17 protein-coding genes and 1 riboswitch are annotated in these 16,434 nt (G+C 38.1%); of the genes, 7 read left to right on the forward strand and 10 right to left on the reverse strand.

The genetic code is table 11. From position 1 onward, the window contains the following. The 4 genes from TR08_RS27620 to TR08_RS27635 form a co-directional block, all read right to left on the reverse strand. Entirely contained in the window at positions 1–525 is a 525-nt protein-coding gene (locus TR08_RS27620) for a cytochrome c3 family protein (RefSeq protein WP_045523774.1), read from the reverse strand. Between the two features lie 93 nt (positions 526–618). Beyond that, positions 619–1,449 carry a hypothetical protein gene (locus tag TR08_RS27625; RefSeq protein WP_045523775.1) on the reverse strand — a complete coding sequence of 277 codons (831 nt, stop codon included), beginning with the start codon at positions 1,447–1,449 and terminating at the stop codon, positions 619–621. Positions 1,450–1,706: 257 nt separating this feature from the next. After that, the gene (locus TR08_RS27630; RefSeq protein ID WP_045523776.1) at positions 1,707–1,886 is read right to left on the reverse strand and encodes a hypothetical protein; all 180 of its coding nucleotides are present in this window, start codon (positions 1,884–1,886) and stop codon (positions 1,707–1,709) included. Positions 1,887–1,901: 15 nt separating this feature from the next. Further along, positions 1,902–2,165 (reverse strand): YtzC family protein, encoded by a 264-nt coding sequence (locus TR08_RS27635; RefSeq protein WP_045523778.1) that lies wholly within the window; start codon positions 2,163–2,165, stop codon positions 1,902–1,904. Positions 2,166–2,632: 467 nt separating this feature from the next. Between TR08_RS27635 and TR08_RS27640 the strand changes: the two genes are divergently transcribed. Then, complete coding sequence (locus tag TR08_RS27640; protein WP_045523779.1) at positions 2,633–3,595, forward strand: TIGR01212 family radical SAM protein; 963 nt, start codon at positions 2,633–2,635, stop codon at positions 3,593–3,595. Positions 3,596–3,597: 2 nt separating this feature from the next. Beyond that, positions 3,598–4,170 carry a class I SAM-dependent methyltransferase gene (locus TR08_RS27645; RefSeq protein ID WP_045523781.1) on the forward strand — a complete coding sequence of 191 codons (573 nt, stop codon included), beginning with the start codon at positions 3,598–3,600 and terminating at the stop codon, positions 4,168–4,170. Between the two features lie 24 nt (positions 4,171–4,194). Here TR08_RS27645 and TR08_RS27650 read toward each other — a convergent pair whose 3' ends face one another. Then, complete coding sequence (locus tag TR08_RS27650; RefSeq protein WP_045523783.1) at positions 4,195–5,277, reverse strand: tetraprenyl-beta-curcumene synthase family protein; 1,083 nt, start codon at positions 5,275–5,277, stop codon at positions 4,195–4,197. Positions 5,278–5,485: 208 nt separating this feature from the next. Beyond that, positions 5,486–6,289: an alpha/beta hydrolase gene (locus TR08_RS27655; RefSeq protein ID WP_045523786.1), complete on the reverse strand. Its 804-nt coding sequence runs from the start codon at positions 6,287–6,289 to the stop codon at positions 5,486–5,488. 80 nt (positions 6,290–6,369) lie between these two features. On the opposite strand from TR08_RS27655, the gene TR08_RS27660 reads away from it, so the two are divergent. Then, positions 6,370–6,882 (forward strand): gamma carbonic anhydrase, encoded by a 513-nt coding sequence (locus tag TR08_RS27660; protein ID WP_045523788.1) that lies wholly within the window; start codon positions 6,370–6,372, stop codon positions 6,880–6,882. 160 nt (positions 6,883–7,042) lie between these two features. Here TR08_RS27660 and asnB read toward each other — a convergent pair whose 3' ends face one another. Then, positions 7,043–8,932: an asparagine synthase (glutamine-hydrolyzing) gene (asnB, locus tag TR08_RS27665; RefSeq protein WP_045523790.1), complete on the reverse strand. Its 1,890-nt coding sequence runs from the start codon at positions 8,930–8,932 to the stop codon at positions 7,043–7,045. Between the two features lie 208 nt (positions 8,933–9,140). Then, a complete protein-coding gene (gene metK, locus TR08_RS27670; RefSeq protein WP_045523792.1) occupies positions 9,141–10,340 on the reverse strand; it encodes a methionine adenosyltransferase in 1,200 nt (399 codons plus the stop codon). 204 nt (positions 10,341–10,544) lie between these two features. Beyond that, positions 10,545–10,685, reverse strand: a riboswitch (SAM riboswitch). 217 nt (positions 10,686–10,902) lie between these two features. Here metK and pckA point away from each other — a divergent pair. Next, positions 10,903–12,489 (forward strand): phosphoenolpyruvate carboxykinase (ATP), encoded by a 1,587-nt coding sequence (gene pckA, locus TR08_RS27675; RefSeq protein ID WP_045523794.1) that lies wholly within the window; start codon positions 10,903–10,905, stop codon positions 12,487–12,489. Between the two features lie 130 nt (positions 12,490–12,619). Here the strand turns inward: pckA and TR08_RS27680 are convergent, their stop codons facing one another. Then, on the reverse strand, positions 12,620–12,862 hold the full coding sequence (locus tag TR08_RS27680; protein WP_045523795.1) for a DUF2584 domain-containing protein: 243 nt from the start codon (positions 12,860–12,862) through the stop codon (positions 12,620–12,622). A gap of 40 nt (positions 12,863–12,902) precedes the next feature. Further along, on the reverse strand, positions 12,903–13,694 hold the full coding sequence (locus TR08_RS27685; RefSeq protein WP_045523797.1) for an alpha/beta hydrolase family protein: 792 nt from the start codon (positions 13,692–13,694) through the stop codon (positions 12,903–12,905). A 130-nt stretch (positions 13,695–13,824) separates the two neighbouring features. On the opposite strand from TR08_RS27685, the gene TR08_RS27690 reads away from it, so the two are divergent. Genes TR08_RS27690 through TR08_RS27700 form a run of 3 tightly spaced genes read left to right on the forward strand, consistent with a single transcriptional unit; the run spans position 13,825 to position 16,426 of the window. Beyond that, positions 13,825–14,841 (forward strand): ABC transporter substrate-binding protein, encoded by a 1,017-nt coding sequence (locus TR08_RS27690; RefSeq protein ID WP_045523799.1) that lies wholly within the window; start codon positions 13,825–13,827, stop codon positions 14,839–14,841. Positions 14,842–14,862: 21 nt separating this feature from the next. After that, positions 14,863–15,639, forward strand: a complete 777-nt coding sequence (locus TR08_RS27695; RefSeq protein ID WP_045523801.1) for an ABC transporter ATP-binding protein — start codon at positions 14,863–14,865, stop codon at positions 15,637–15,639. Continuing rightward, positions 15,620–16,426 carry an ABC transporter permease gene (locus tag TR08_RS27700; protein ID WP_045523803.1) on the forward strand — a complete coding sequence of 269 codons (807 nt, stop codon included), beginning with the start codon at positions 15,620–15,622 and terminating at the stop codon, positions 16,424–16,426. The genes TR08_RS27695 and TR08_RS27700 overlap by 20 nt, the downstream gene beginning before the upstream one ends. The last annotated feature ends 8 nt before the right edge of the window (positions 16,427–16,434 follow it).

The raw sequence follows: 16,434 nt of genomic DNA on the forward strand, positions 1-16,434 counted from the left end.
TTAAAATCCTCCCTTATTTTTTATTAGCTCACCAGACTTAGGCGGCTGATCGTAACTATCATCTTTAAAATCGCTTCCATGTGGTACAGTTTGGTGACATGACATACAGTTTTCTTTTGCGTCATGTGAGACATTATCAACTGTGCTCTTATGACACTCTGCACAATTTTTATTAATTACTCTTAATGTTCGCGTTGTCGCATAAATTCTATCTGGTATATCTTCAGTACCCAGGGTGTTGTAAAAAATATGTGTCATCCCAGCGCGACCTTTAAAAAATAATTTTCCTGCTTCACTCTCATGTGGTAAATGGCAGTCGTTACACTGCAATTCTGCATGAGTGGAATCCACAAATGAGGTATAAACAGATTTCATTGTATGACAATTTTGACAAAAACCAGGTGAATCAAGGTAAGCCATTGTTTTAACAGTGCCAAAGGAAAAGAGTACGCCAGCTAAAAGAGCACCTAATATTAATACTCTTTTATCAATTGCCAGTAATTTTTTTAACGATTTTTTTAACATCCTTTCACCTCCCATAATATTGATCTTTCTCTCTCTAATTTATTGAATAAAGTACTTTTGTACTTTATTACCACAAGGAATGGTCTTACTAAGCTATCTCTTTTCTCGTTTTCTTTTCATTAAGAAGGTAACTGCACCTGCTGCAATTAAACCAACTCCACTAACTGCTGCGATTGAAAAGATACCAGGATTTTTTTTATTAACCACAGTGTCAACCGGTTGTTTTTCTTGTTTCTCCATCAGCTCGATAGTAGGCGTCGTTTCATTTCGTTCATACGTAAGCGTGAAACTTTTCTCCTCTCCAGCCTTCATTCCTTGAAAGAAATAGGAGTATATTCCTTCTTCATCGGCATGGGTCTTTTTCTCTTCAGGTGCCGGATTAATCACTACCTTTTTTGCTTGTAGGGGCTGTATAAATGATACATTGAATAAGCCAATATCCGTAAAGCTCTTAAATTGATATGACATTGATTTCTTTTCTTTTTCAACAATTATGTTATCTGTATAAAATTCAACAACGAATTTATAAACATCATTTGGTTGAATTTCTTCACTTGTTGTCCAGGAAATGGTCCCTTTTTCTTGGTCGATTATGTACTCAATTTCATACACCTTAGATAAATCACTTGAATAATCAGCAACATAGCCAATTCGAAAGTTCTTTTCTTCCATAGGCAGCGGCAGTTCGATTTGCCCTTTTTGTGGAAGCCCTGAATGATTACGCATGGTTCCTTGATAGCCAATCAATAAAGGCGGTTGTTCTTTCTTTACATCATTAGGATGGTAAGCAAATTCTGGCATTACCTTTATTGAAAGTTCCTCCATAGTCAGGATGTTTTGATTTTCTTCTCCGGCAGTATTAGACGGGTTTAATAGAAGCAGTAAACAGATCAGAATATTTATATTCATCAGGAATTTTTTCATTGTTCTTACTTCCTTTCAAGTTGTGAATTTTTTGTGATTACATTCACAAGATTGATTATTTTTTTGCTAAAGAAGAGGAAATTCATACCTTATTTATCCCATGATGGCCTAACTCATTCTGTGACCAAAATCACAAAAACATATTGAGTTATTTCTATTTTGTGAACTGCAATTTTACTTTATTTTCACAGTGTTTTTAGGTTTTTTTGAAAAAGAAAGGCCTTCAACATTGTGTTGAAGGCCTTTAACACGCTTTATTAGGAAGATTGATCCTTTTCTTGATGAAACTTCGATTTTACCGGCTGACCACCTGATTTTTCATATTTCTTTTTTGATTGTTTAACAAGATCAAAATCCTGACCAAGCTCAAGATCTTGATTGTTAACACCATTTCGAGTTTTTTGTTCAGGATTTTGTTGTTTCGAGCGGTTTTTCAAACAGTATTCCTCCTCTTAGTGCCCTTGTAGAATCATGGTATTTTGAAGCTGCTGAATTTGCAGTCGCATCCGATGAAGCTGTTCCCGCTGCTGCGAGTTTGCACTATGGGCCATTTTTGCTATATCCTGATACGTTTGTTCTAACTCCATTAATGCTTTTGTGTAATCATCATTGTTATAATGCTCTTGTAGGCTGCTTTCTGCATATTGATCACTAGCATATCGAATAGCATCCTCACACTGCTGCATTAAAGAATCCATTGAATCACGAGTAGCCATTTATTGCCCCCCTTTATTTGGGCTTACCTCTTAATGTCTAGCGCAAGCAGCCTATGGGCTCGGGGTCATAAGCTTGTCTAGTTTCGGCTCCTTGGGACTCGAGTCATAAGCCACCCCCTGAAGAAGGCAAAGAGCGCCTTCTTGCAGGGTTCGTCTTATGCCTTCGTCCCAGGGCAGTCGTCTCCACATTTCATACAATCCGTCAAGAAGGTTAAAGAGCGACCTTCTCGTCGGCTCGTCTTATGCCTGTCGCCCCTGGGAAAAAATGAACTGCTTTTTTCCTTGAACAAGGCGCTTCCGCTTTTCTATGAAGCAAATTGCTTCATTTGTTATTTTGTTCTCTCTACCTTTTCCTATTACAACTGTTGATTGATAATTACTGCCAATACAATTATTACAAATGGATAAGACCCTTTTTTCATGTTAAAATAGAATTTATGTTTAAAAATAAAAAGGAGGTATCTGAATTGACTCAGACCAACCCTTTTCCATATGCAACTGATGATAAACGTTACCATACTTGGAATTACCATCTTCGTCAGCAATTTGGCCATAAAGTTTTTAAGGTTGCTTTAGATGGCGGCTTCGACTGTCCTAATCGTGATGGTACGGTCGCACACGGAGGATGTACTTTTTGCAGCGCTGCTGGTTCTGGTGATTTTGCTGGTGATCGAACAGATGATTTAGAGACACAATTCCTTGAAATTAAGGAAAAAATGCATACCAAATGGAAAGATGGCAAATACATGGCCTACTTTCAAGCCTATACAAATACACATGCACCTGTTGAGGTTCTACGCGAAAAATTCGAAAAGGTTCTAAACCAGGAGGGGGTAGTCGGATTATCAATTGCAACTCGTCCGGACTGCCTGCCAGACGATGTGGTTGAATATTTAGCTGAATTAAACAAGAGAACCTATCTATGGGTTGAGCTTGGATTACAAACTGTACATGAACGTACTGCATTATTAATCAATCGTGCCCATGATTTTCAATGTTATGTCGAAGGTGTAAATAAGCTTAGAAAACATGGAATCAGAATTTGCTCCCACATTATCAATGGATTACCACTTGAATCTTATGAAATGATGATGGAAACTGCAAGAGAAGTGGCTAAGCTCGATGTCCAAGGAATAAAAATTCATTTGCTTCACTTACTAAAAGGAACACCTATGGTTAAACAGTATGAAAAAGGAATGCTTGAATTTCTTTCTCAAGAGGATTATGTAAATTTAGTATGTGATCAATTAGAAATTTTACCGCCGGAAATGATTGTTCATCGGATTACGGGGGACGGACCGATTGACTTAATGGTAGGACCTATGTGGAGTGTAAACAAGTGGGAAGTGCTAAATTCCATTGACGCTGAGCTAAAAAGAAGAGATAGCTATCAGGGGAACTTTTATCAAGAGAGCACAGTGAGGAACTAACCGTGAAGTTGGATCGAATACTTCCCTATGCAAAGAAATTACTGGAAATGACTATTACCAGTGGTGATGTGGTTGTTGATGCAACATTAGGAAATGGTCATGATACTCTTTTTATCGCAAATCTTGTAGGTGAAAGTGGCAGAGTGTATGGATTTGATGTACAAGAGGACGCGATTCGAACAAGTATAGAAAGACTCAACCAACATGGTATGACTGACCGAGTAACCATCTTTCATTCAGGTCATGAACAGCTTTCCAAACTACTACCTGCGGAACATCATGGAAAGGTAAAAGCAGCGATTTTTAACTTAGGTTATTTGCCTGGTAGTGATAAATCCATTGTAACAAAGCCGGAGACCACCATTTCAGCAATCGAACAATTGCTAGAAATCATGATTCCAGAAGGAATTATCATCCTAGTCATATACCATGGGCATGCTGAGGGAGCTATTGAAAGGGATGCTTTATTAACATATTGTCAAGAAATTGACCAGAAGAAGGCTCATGTCCTCCAGTATCGATTTCTCAACCAACAAAATAATCCCCCTTTTATCGTTGCAATTGAGAAAAGATAAACCAGGCTGCTGCCTGGTTTTTCTTTATTTTAAGATAAGTTTAGTTACAAATGAGGGAATCCACTTTTGCACAGAGCGATAGGCGAGACCATTAATATAAAAGAAATAACTGATTGAACCACCAGTCTTAATGATTCCTTTTGCCAATTTCCGGACTTTTTTCTGCTTTCGTACCTTTCCATCTGATAAATAAATTCCTAACAAGCCCCGGTTAATGAGCTGGTGAAACTTTTTATGTGGCAGAAATTCTGTATGTCTGTCCGCTTCATGGACAAAGTGTTTTAAACGTTTGAAAAGCGTTTCTTGATTTTCATAATAAAAACAAAAATTCAAGTCGCCGCCTTCTCGATCTTCTTCTTGGTCGATAAAATAATCTAATAGTATATGAAGCCCTTGTATGTATGGGAAATATCCCTTACGAATATTATCTGCATCCTCCGCATGAAAATCTTCTCTCATCGCATATGAAATAAGACAAAATATCCCCAAGGTTGAGCCAGAGCAAGCCGAAAACTCGTACCATTTCATGTCTGGAAGTTTGTTTTGATGGACTTCAAACCATTTTTCCAATCGTGGTACTCGTTCTTCATGAATAACATGCTTGTGTATTTGCAAGTCACAGTAGTATTCGCAGAGCTCCAACAGGTAGTCCTTTATTAAAGGATAATGCTCCACTTCTTTTAAAACTGATCTGCATGTTTCGGCTAGATCATTTAAATAACCACCATCGTTCTGATCCTCACGGAACCGGTAATAATTTTTAGACTCGCTTTCTAGTGTCAGAGCATCATGCATGGATTCATGAAGGGCAGCAAAATCCTTGGGATCAAGTGAGGTACTCCTGTCACAGAGATTATCTAAGTAATCACTAATTGTTTGATAAGCTACAATAAATTTTACTGCTTTTTTATACTCATCAATCGCGGAAAGAGCAAGAATAGCTCCACCTTCACAGTGAAACGTTTTATGTTCAATACTAGCAAGAGCTTGCGTTCTAAGTTCCTGATTAGGGATACTTTCTGCTCGGGATCTCCAAAACCTTAGTTCTTGATGAACAGCTGGAATAATCCGACGATATACTTTCGACATGAGTCTGATTGGCATCATGGAGAATTTCTTCCCTTTCTTAGAGGCTCTTTTCTTATACTTTGTTACTTTTTGAAACAAAATTTATGATTATGCTAAAGTTTTAGCAGAAAATAGCATATTTTTTATAAGAAAAGAGCCTGCAAACTAAATTCAAAAGTGCAAAATAACTATTTCCACGTTAAAATCGGCTTTAAGATTTTAACAACAATCTTTGAAAACAGCCTACTTAAACAATATAACCTATTGCTTTTAATTGGCTGATGACAAAATCCTTTGCGTACTCAAATATATCTTCCCGTTCTGTTTCATTAAAAATTTCATGATAGAGCTTTGGCCATTCCTTAAATCTTTTTTCTGAAAGTGGTGCATGGTTAAACCAATCCTTAACGGGTATCTTATTAACAATCTTATCATCACCGGCTTGCATAACTAGCATTGGGACATCCTTTGTACCTTCGATATTAAGGAATGCCTCTTTCATCTCCTCTGCTAATTCACGGTACCACCTAACAGAGACTTTAGTGATGTAAAGGGTATCATCTCTATCTGCCTCAATTACATCTTGATTTCTAGTAGCCATATCAACAGTTATGCCAGAATTCATTCGTAAGGAAGGGAAAACAACATTAATGCCGTGTGATAGCAAATCTAAAATTTTTGAAGGTTTATGAATTAAACCAAGGCATGGTGATGAGAGAATAACCCCTGCCAAGTCAAATTTTTCTTCCTGCAGTAAACGAATAGCAATTAAGCCCCCCATACTATGCCCGAATAAAAAAACAGGCATTTCATAACGAAAGGCAGCTTTAATCCAGTCTTTTACTTCACTTAGGTACTCTTCAAAGGAATCTATATGCCCCCGTCGGGATCTCGTTGTCATGCCTTGACCAGGAAGATCACCCATGATCACATGAAATCCAGACCTGCGCCACATTTCAATGAGCCAGCCGTAACGCCGGTGATGTTCCATTGCACCATGAACCATCACGATAACAGCTTTCGCTTCCCCTTCTGCTTCCCACTTCCACATAGTTTTTCCCCCTAGAAAAATATTCTATTTAGTATAATATTAGAATGAATATGTATTCCAGTCAAAAAGGAGCGACCCAAATGATTTATCCATACAAAGGTAAGGTCCCAAAAATTGCGGAAACTGCATTCATTGCAGATTTTACCACCATTACAGGTGATGTTGAAATAGGTGAGAAATCAAGTGTTTGGTTTAATTCCGTCATTAGAGGAGATGTCGCGCCAACAGTCATCGGAAAAAGAGTGAATATTCAAGACAACTCCGTTCTGCACCAAAGTCCGAACAATCCATTGATTTTGGAGGATGAAGTAACTATTGGTCATCAGGTGATTCTCCACAGCTGTATTATTCGTAAAAAGGCATTAATCGGTATGGGCTCGATTATTCTCGATCAGGCTGAAATTGGAGAAGGTGCTTTTATCGGTGCAGGCAGCCTTGTACCGCAAGGCAAAAAAATTCCTCCTAATACATTAGCATTTGGCAGACCTGCTAAAGTTATTAGAGAATTAAATGAACATGACATAAAAGAAATGGACAGGATTTATACAGAATATGCTGAGAAAGCCCAGTATTATAAGTCCTTACAGAAATAAATCTGTTAAATTTATAGCGAATTTTATTTTTACTCGCGGAATTTGATGATTTACTTGCGAGTTTTAGCGATTTACTCGCCGAATATAGCATTTTACTCGCTAACTCCTCATTTAGGATACAAAAAGCACCCATAAATACTGTATGGGTGCTAAAAATTTATTATTTCATTGGCTGTAGTTCTTTTTGTCCTGAAAAGGAATATTTGCCCTCTACATACACCTGGTGCCAAACCATGAACATTAGTACGGTCCAGATTTTACGGCTGTTATCGGCCTTACCTTGACAATGGTCTTCAAGAAGGTTTAATACATAGGATTTATTGATTAAATGGTCACAGTTGCTTTCACGAATAATCGTTTTTGCCCATTCATTCATTTCATTCTTCAACCAGTGACGAATTGGAACAGGGAAGCCCAATTTCTTGCGGTTAAGCACATGTTCTGGAACAATTCCTTCAGCTGCTTTACGCAAAATATATTTGGTTGTACCATTAGCCGTTTTCAAACTGGTTGGTATTTTTGAGGCTGTTTCAAAAACTATTTTATCCAAAAATGGAACACGGAGCTCTAATGAATGAGCCATGGTCATTTTGTCAGCCTTCAATAGGATATCCCCGCGCATCCATGTATGAATATCAATGTATTGCATACGATCAACAGGGTCATAGCCTCTTGATTCTGCATAGAGCGTTTTTGTAATATCTGTATAATCTAGGCCTTCACGATACACTGTAAGAAGTTCTCGTTTTTCCGCTTCTGTAAACATTTTGGCATTACCGATATAACGTTCCTCCATAGGAGTAATTCCACGTTCAATAAAGCTCTTACCTTTCATACCCTCTGGCATGATATTAGCAATTCCTTTTAAAAGCACTTTACCGACTCTTGGAATTTTATTAAAAACTTCTAAGTCTTGAGGTTCCCGGTAAATGTTATAGCCACCAAATAATTCGTCTGCTCCTTCGCCAGAAAGAACGACTGTTACATGCTTTCTTGCTTCACGTGCAACAAAATAAAGCGGAACACATGCTGGATCTGCTAGTGGATCATCCATATGCCACATGATTTTCGGAATTTCATTCATATATTCCTGTGGAGTAATCACATAGCTGATGTTTTCTACACCTAGCTTATCTGCCGTTTCTTTTGCAACATCTATTTCACTGAAACCATTATGCTCAAAACCAACAGAAAACGTCTTAATAGCAGGATGAAATTGTTTTGCAATCGATGCAATAATGGAAGAATCAATCCCGCCTGAAAGGAAAGAACCAACGGGCACATCACTTCTCATATGCATTTTTACCGAATCAATTAAAACTTCTTGTATTTCTTTAATAAAATCAGATTCTGATTTAGCAACCGGATTAAAATGCGCCTTCCAATACCTTTTGATTTCCATTGGAAAACCAATCTTCTTTGTAAAATAATGACCTGGCTCTAACTTATGAATCCCTTTAGACAAGGTACTTGGCTCCGGAACAAATTGATACGTTAAATAATGCTGCAGGGAATCATAGTCAAGAACATCGTTTTCTAATGCCAGCAGGATACTTTTCTTCTCAGATGCCAAAAATGTTCTTTCGCCATCTTCAAAATAGAAATACGGCTTAATCCCAAAAGGGTCCCTAGCACCGAATAGAGTTTGTTCTTGTTTATCCCAAATGGTAAAGGCAAACATCCCGCGTAGTTTTTCAACAGCCTTTTCTTTCAAATGGCTGTAAAGAGCAATAATGACTTCTGTATCAGAGTTTGTCGCAAACTGTAAGCCATCTTTAAGCAATTCTTCACGAAGTTCTACGTAGTTATAAACCTCGCCGTTAAATATAATCCAATAACGCTCATTTTCGTACGTCAAAGGCTGATGACCACTTTCAATATCAATAATACTTAAGCGGCGAAAACCGAATTGAATATGTTCATCATAATAAAAGCCATCATCATCTGGTCCACGATGGGTTATTATATCGTTCATGTTTTTGAATTGTTGTTTTTGTTCATCACGATAGTTTTGTTCCTTGTCGTGTACACAACCAATAAAACCACACATTATGTACGTCACCTACTCCAATCTAAATATCCAAACTTAAAAACATACTCTCTTATCCTACCACTATTCATTCAAAAATGTCAGTGTGAAAGGTAGGAAAATTCAGGTACAAACAGTTTTTACATAATCACATTGCCCTAAACTTAGACGTCTAAATGAAAAAGAGAGTTACATGTAAAATGCAACTCCCTGTTTTTTTTCGTTCTGATTAAATATTCGCTTGCTGACGTAATGCGTCAGCTTTATCTGTACGCTCCCAAGGAAGGTCAACATCTGTCCGGCCAAAATGACCATATGCAGCTGTTTGTTTGTAAATTGGGCGACGAAGATTTAGCATGTTAATGATTCCAGCTGGACGAAGATCAAAGTTTGCACCAACAAGGTCAACTAATACATCTTCGCTCACTTTGCCAGTACCAAAAGTATCAACAGAAATTGAAACAGGCTTTGCTACCCCGATTGCATATGCAAGCTGAACTTCAACCTTATCAGCAAGTCCTGCTGCTACAATATTCTTGGCAACATAACGAGCTGCATATGCTGCAGAACGGTCAACTTTAGTAGGATCTTTACCAGAGAAAGCCCCACCGCCATGACGAGCATAACCGCCATACGTATCTACAATAATTTTACGTCCAGTTAAACCAGCATCCCCTTGTGGTCCACCGATAACGAAACGACCTGTTGGATTAATGAAATACTTTGTATTTTCGTCAATTAGTTCTTTTGGAACAACTGGATTAATGACATACTCTTTTACGTTACGTTGGATTTGCTCTAACGTAATTTCAGGATGGTGCTGTGTCGAAATGACAATTGTATCGATACGAACAGGTTTGTCATTCTCATCGTATTCTACCGTTACTTGTGTCTTTCCATCTGGACGCAGGTACGGAAGAATTTCCTCTTTACGAACCTCTGTTAAACGACGTGCAAGCTTGTGTGCTAAAGAAATTGGAAGAGGCATTAGTTCTTTTGTTTCATTACATGCAAAACCAAACATTAAACCTTGGTCACCAGCACCAATTGCTTCGATTTCTTCATCAGACATTTGACCTTCACGTGCTTCAAGTGCCTGATCGACCCCCATCGCAATGTCCGGAGACTGCTCACCAATAGAGGTGATAACACCACATGTCTCGGAGTCAAAGCCATATTTTGCACGATTGTAGCCAATACCTTTAATTGTTTCACGGACAATTTTTGGAATGTCTACATAAGTAGATGTGGTGATTTCGCCAGCAACTAACACGAGTCCAGTTGTTACTGATGTTTCAGCGGCAACTCGGGCATTAGCATCCTTCGCTAGAATAGCATCTAAAATCGAATCAGAAATTTGGTCACACATCTTATCAGGATGACCTTCCGTTACTGATTCAGAAGTGAACAAACGACGTTTTGTTGACATCTGATTTCCTCCTATATATTATGAGATAAATCAAGGTTCATATGAAGGTTACAGGAATACTTCTCGAACCACTGACATTGATACGGTACTCATTCCCTTAGTATGAAATAAACAAAGGATTTTTATTAGCAACTCTTTTGATAAAAGGTCTTATACAAAACAAAAAACCTTACCACATGAGGAAAGGTTGTTCCGGGCCTTTCACTCTTATCGTTCAAGGTCAAAGCCTTGCGTCAGATTAGCACCTTCGCACTTGAGAAAACGACAAAATATGTTGTCAATCTTCTCATAAAGCAGGTTGCTGGGTTTCATAGGGCCTGTCCCTCCACCAGCTCAGGATAAGAGAGTATCCGTTCAAATTAAAATCATACTTGAACATGTCGAACATTGTCAATGAAATTTTTAGTAATTTAAGGTTAAAAATATGAATTTTTCCCATTTCTAATTTACAGTAAATAATACAACCTAAATTCACTAATTAGTATAGACTATTTAGTTGAATGTGTTATACTTTTTGTAAATATATCGAATATAAAAACTTGAAAAGGAAGGGTTCCCTCTGATGAATTCACTTCATGTCTCAAATGAATTAAGCCAATTGCTGGAAGAAAGTAATGTGCACATTCAATTGTCTGTACCCCAGTTAGTGGAAAAAATCTTATCTAGGAACGAAGGAAAATTAACTTCTACTGGTGCCGTTAGTGTATCAACAGGAAAATATACCGGAAGATCTCCACAAGACAAATTTATTGTTATGGAAGAATCCATCAAGGATAAAATCGATTGGAGTAATTTAAATCAGCCAATTTCAGAAGATGTTTTTAATAACCTTTATCATAAAGTATTAGATTACTTAAAACAAAAAAATGAAATCTTTGTTTTTAAAGGTTTTGCAGGAGCAGATAAAAAGACTCAATTGCCGATTCAAATTGTGAACGAATTTGCCTGGCATAATTTATTTGCCCACCAATTGTTTATTCGTCCTAGTGAAGAAGAATTGCTGACACATAAAGCTGGTTTCACCGTGATTTCAGCTCCAAACTTCAAAGCAAATCCTAGTGTCGACGGTACAAAGTCTGAAACCTTTATTATCATCTCATTTGAACAACGAACCATATTAATTGGTGGAACAGAATACGCAGGTGAAATGAAAAAGTCTATCTTTTCGATCATGAACTACCTATTACCTGAGAATAATATTTTTTCCATGCATTGTTCTGCTAATATCGGTGTTGAAGGTGATGTTGCTCTATTCTTTGGTCTTTCAGGTACAGGTAAAACTACTCTATCTGCTGACCCAAATCGACGCTTAATTGGTGATGATGAACACGGTTGGTCATCAAATGGTGTTTTCAATATTGAAGGCGGCTGCTATGCAAAAACCATTAACCTATCTCGAGAAAAAGAGCCACAAATCTTTGATGCAATTCGTTTTGGTTCTGTACTTGAAAATGTAATGCTTAATCCTGAAACAAGAATTGCCGACTATGACGATGCTATTTTAACAGAAAATACTCGGGCTGCCTATCCGATTCAAGCCATTGAGAACATTGTTCAGCCGAGCATTGCTGGTCACCCGAATACTATCGTCTTTTTAACAGCTGATGCATTTGGTGTATTGCCTCCAATCTCAAAATTAACTAAAGAGCAAGCAATGTATCATTTCCTGAGTGGTTATACATCAAAGCTAGCAGGAACTGAACGGGGTGTTACCTCTCCAGAAGCAACCTTCTCAACCTGCTTTGGTGCACCATTCCTTCCGCTGCCTGCCACACGTTATGCGGATATGCTTGGAGAAAAAATTCTTGAACATAATGCTAAGGTCTTTTTAGTGAATACTGGCTGGACTGGCGGAGAATACGGAGTCGGCAGCCGCATGAAGTTATCCTATACAAGAGCGATGGTTCAGGCTGCACTTGAAGGGGAACTAAACAATGTTGAAACCGTTAAAGACGATATTTTTGGACTAAATATTCCGCTTCACATTGCAGGTGTTCCTGATGAGGTCCTCCAACCAGGCAAAACATGGTCAGACCCACAAGCTTATGAAAAGAAAGCGAAAGAATTAGCTGGAAAGTTCCGTGAAAACTTTAAGAAATTCACAAAAGTTAATTCAGAAATCGAAGAAAAAGGCGGACCTATTGCCTAAATTCCAGTAAAAAGGCCCTTATCAATTTGATAAGGGCTTTCTTACTTCAAATTCATTGGATTGGTTTAATATTGTGCAACAATCATTGCGAAAACAGCAAATAAAAAAAGCAGGTAAAAAATCAACCTGCTTAATTCGTAGAATTCAATGAAATTAATTGATACGTTATCGATGTACTGCTGTTTTGCCATTCTACTTTTTTAATAACTGCAGTTCCGCTTGTATCGCTTTCAATGGTTTTTCTAACATCAATTGGAATATCAATCGGATAAAGTCTATAGCCTTCTTTTTCTAATTGGAATAGATTTTCTTCCACTCTTTTTTCTCTGCCTTTTGTTACAATCATCGTATTTAGCTCAAAGGGCATACCCATCTGTACCCGCTCCTCTGTAATTGGACTTACTATTATTTTATCATCTTTTGATTTGACATTTCATCCACTTCGTTAAATCCTTCACTATTTTTCTATTTACAACAGGAGGAAAGTAATGGGTAAAATCATTAAAATACCAGAATTCCACCTGTTTATTTAGCATCTTAAGTCTTCTTTCCAGTCTATAGGCATGCTCGACCGATACATTCTGGTCATTTACTCCATGAATGATGAGAACAGGAGCTGCAAGCTTTTCAAGCTCATAAAGCGGCGTTCGCTCTTCATATCTTTCTGGATATTTTCCAGGTGTACCACCAATCACCCTTTTCATCATTTTACGCAAGTCTTTTCTTTCCTCATAGGTTAAAGACATGTCCGATACCCCGCCCCAGGTAACAATCGAGGCTGCCTCTGAAAATTGAAGTCCAGTCATCAATGCCATTACACCACCACGAGAAAAACCAAATACATGGATGAAACCTACCCTGGGTAATGATTTTAAAAGCTGAAATGCTGCAAAAGCGTCCTCCCTGTCCTCTCCCCCAAAATCCTCATTCCCCTCCCCACCTTGATTTCCTCGATAGTAGGGAGCAAATACGATGAATCCCTCAGAGGCAAACTGAGCAATTCTTGCTGGTCTAACCTTTCCAACGTTCTTAATGCCCCCGCGCAAATATAAAAAGCCGTCATAGTTTCCTTTTATTTTCGGTTCTGCAAGCATTCCTTTTACTCTCAATCCATTTGAAAAATAGGTAATCTCCCTTAATTCCACATTAGGATTGGGTGAAGGAAAACGATAAATCTCGATGATTTTTCCATTTTGTTTGTTCACTTACATTTCACCTTTCCGTTTTGAACAGTAAAAAATTTATGTGCACTAGGCATTCACACATTTATTTCTCTTTCATACGATATGTTAGGCCAACAGCCCAGATTTTTTATGGTAATAAGGAGGTTTTGGTATGAAAAAATGGTTGAAAATTAGTTTCTCTTCGCTTCTCATTGTGATGCTCATGATCTCAATAGCTGCATGTAACAATACTGACAAAATCGATTCAGAGAAAATAGAAAAGGTTCGATTGGTTGAAGTTACTCGTTCCATCTTCTATGCACCTGAATATGTCGCTATTGCTAAAGGCTTTTTCGAAGAAGAGGGCTTAGAAGTTGAACTGTCTACAGCCTTTGGCGGCGATAAAACTATGACTGCTCTGCTATCAGGTGGTGCCGACATTGCTCTTGTAGGCTCTGAGACATCTATTTATGTTTACGCCCAGGATTCGAATGATCCCGTTATTAACTTCGCACAATTAACTCAAACAGATGGTACCTTCCTTGTTTCAAGAGAAAAAATTGATAATTTCTCATGGGATCTATTAAAAGGGTCTACATTTTTAGGTCAACGCACTGGCGGAATGCCGCAGATGGTCGGAGAATTTGTTCTCAAGAAACACGGCATTGATCCTCATCAAGATTTAAATCTCATTCAAAATATTGATTTCGCTAATATCCCAAGTGCTTTTGCTTCTGGAACAGGTGATTTTGTTCAATTATTTGAACCACAGGCAAGTATCTTTGAACAAGAAGGGAAAGGACATATTATTGCTTCCTTTGGAAAAGAATCAGGGCATGTCCCTTATACAACCTTCATGACAAAAGATAGCTACATGAAAGAAAACCAAGATATCGTAGAAAAATTCACAAGAGCCGTTTACAAGGCACAGCAATGGGTTGAAACACATAGCTCTGACGAAGTTGCTGAGGCTATTCAATCCTATTTCCCTGATACAGACATTGAACTCATTAGCACGGTAGTAGACCGCTATAAAGAGCAAGGCTCCTTTGCGACTGACCCAATCCTCGATGAAGAAGAATGGAACAATCTCCAGAACATCATGGAGGAAGCTGGTGAACTTCCAGAAGAAGTTGATCACCAAACACTCGTGAATACAGAAATAGCCGAAAAGGTTAAAGAAGAATAAGAAGATAGGGAGGCCGCCCAAATGAGTTTCTTAGCCATTAAGGATGTTCATCACACTTATTTCACTAAAGTCTCTGCAACCACGGCCCTCTCTGAAATTACATTGCAAGTTGAGGAAGGAGAATTTGTTTCCTTCCTCGGCCCCAGCGGCTGTGGCAAATCAACATTACTTTCCATCATTGCCGGGCTTATAAAGCCTACACAAGGAAGCATTTTACTCGAAAACAAACCCCTATCTGGAGCAAAAAATCAAATCGGCTATATGCTTCAGCAGGACTACTTGTTCCCTTGGAAAACGATTGAAGAAAATATCCTCCTTGGGTTAAAACTATCTAAACAATTAAATGATGAAACCAAAAATGCAGCTTTAGACCTATTAAAGCAAATGGGTTTAAACGGTATTGAGAAGCAGCTGCCAAAGCAGCTATCAGGCGGCATGAGACAACGTGCAGCGCTTGTAAGGACTCTAGCAACCGAACCTAAGCTGCTTATGCTGGATGAACCTTTTTCAGCTTTAGATTATCAAACCAAGTTAAAATTAGAAGATTTAGTATCAAATACACTTGATGCATTTGGAAAAACAGCTATTCTTGTTACACATGATATTGGTGAAGCCATTGCAATGAGTGATCGAGTCATTCTCTTTTCTCCAAGTCCAGGCAGCATTCATAAAGTTTTTCCAATGCCAGATGAACTTAGAAGTTTGTCACCGTTTAAAGCTAGAAACCATGAGAGGTTCTCTAGTATCTTTCAAACGATATGGAAGGAGTTGGAGTCACTTGAGTCAGGGAAAGAATAACGTGAACCTTCTCCATAAATATTATTTACATTCACTAACGATTGAAAAAAGATGGGTTCGTTTTTATCAGGTGGTCATATTCTTAGTCTTTTTCACTGGTTGGGAATTTTCCAGCCAACAGCGATGGATAGACCCCCTTCTGTTTAGCTCCCCATCTAAGATTTGGAATTTATTTTTAGAAAAATTTCAAGATGGCTCTTTACTATCCAATCTCGGCGTCACCTTAACAGAAACGGTTTTTGGCTTTATATTAGGTACAGTGCTTGGAACAATTTTAGCTGCATTATTATGGTGGTCACCCATGCTTTCAAAAATTATTGACCCCTATCTCGTAATTTTAAATGCTATGCCAAAGGTTGCGTTAGGACCCATTCTAATAGTTGCTCTTGGACCTGGATATCCATCCATCATTGCAATGGGTGCGATTATCTCTGTTATCATTACCACCATTGTCGTCTATACTTCCTTTAAAGAAGTTGACCCAAATTATTTAAAAGTACTTCAAACCTTCGGCGCAAATCGATTTCAGTGTTTTAAAGAAGCAATTCTGCCTGCAAGCTTTCCTACGATTATTTCAACCTTGAAGGTGAATGTTGGATTATCATGGGTCGGCGTTATTGTTGGTGAATTCTTAGTTTCCTCTAGGGGACTGGGATACTTGATTATTTACGGCTTCCAAGTATTTAATTTTACACTCGTCTTTTTATCATTGCTGGTGATAGCCGTCGTTGCAACGATAATGTATCAGCTTGTGGAGCTATTGGAAAGAAAACTTATCAAGGAATAGCGGCTTAT

This window comes from Neobacillus niacini (assembly GCF_000759675.1).
Classification (GTDB): domain Bacteria; phylum Bacillota; class Bacilli; order Bacillales; family Cytobacillaceae; genus Neobacillus; species Neobacillus niacini_A.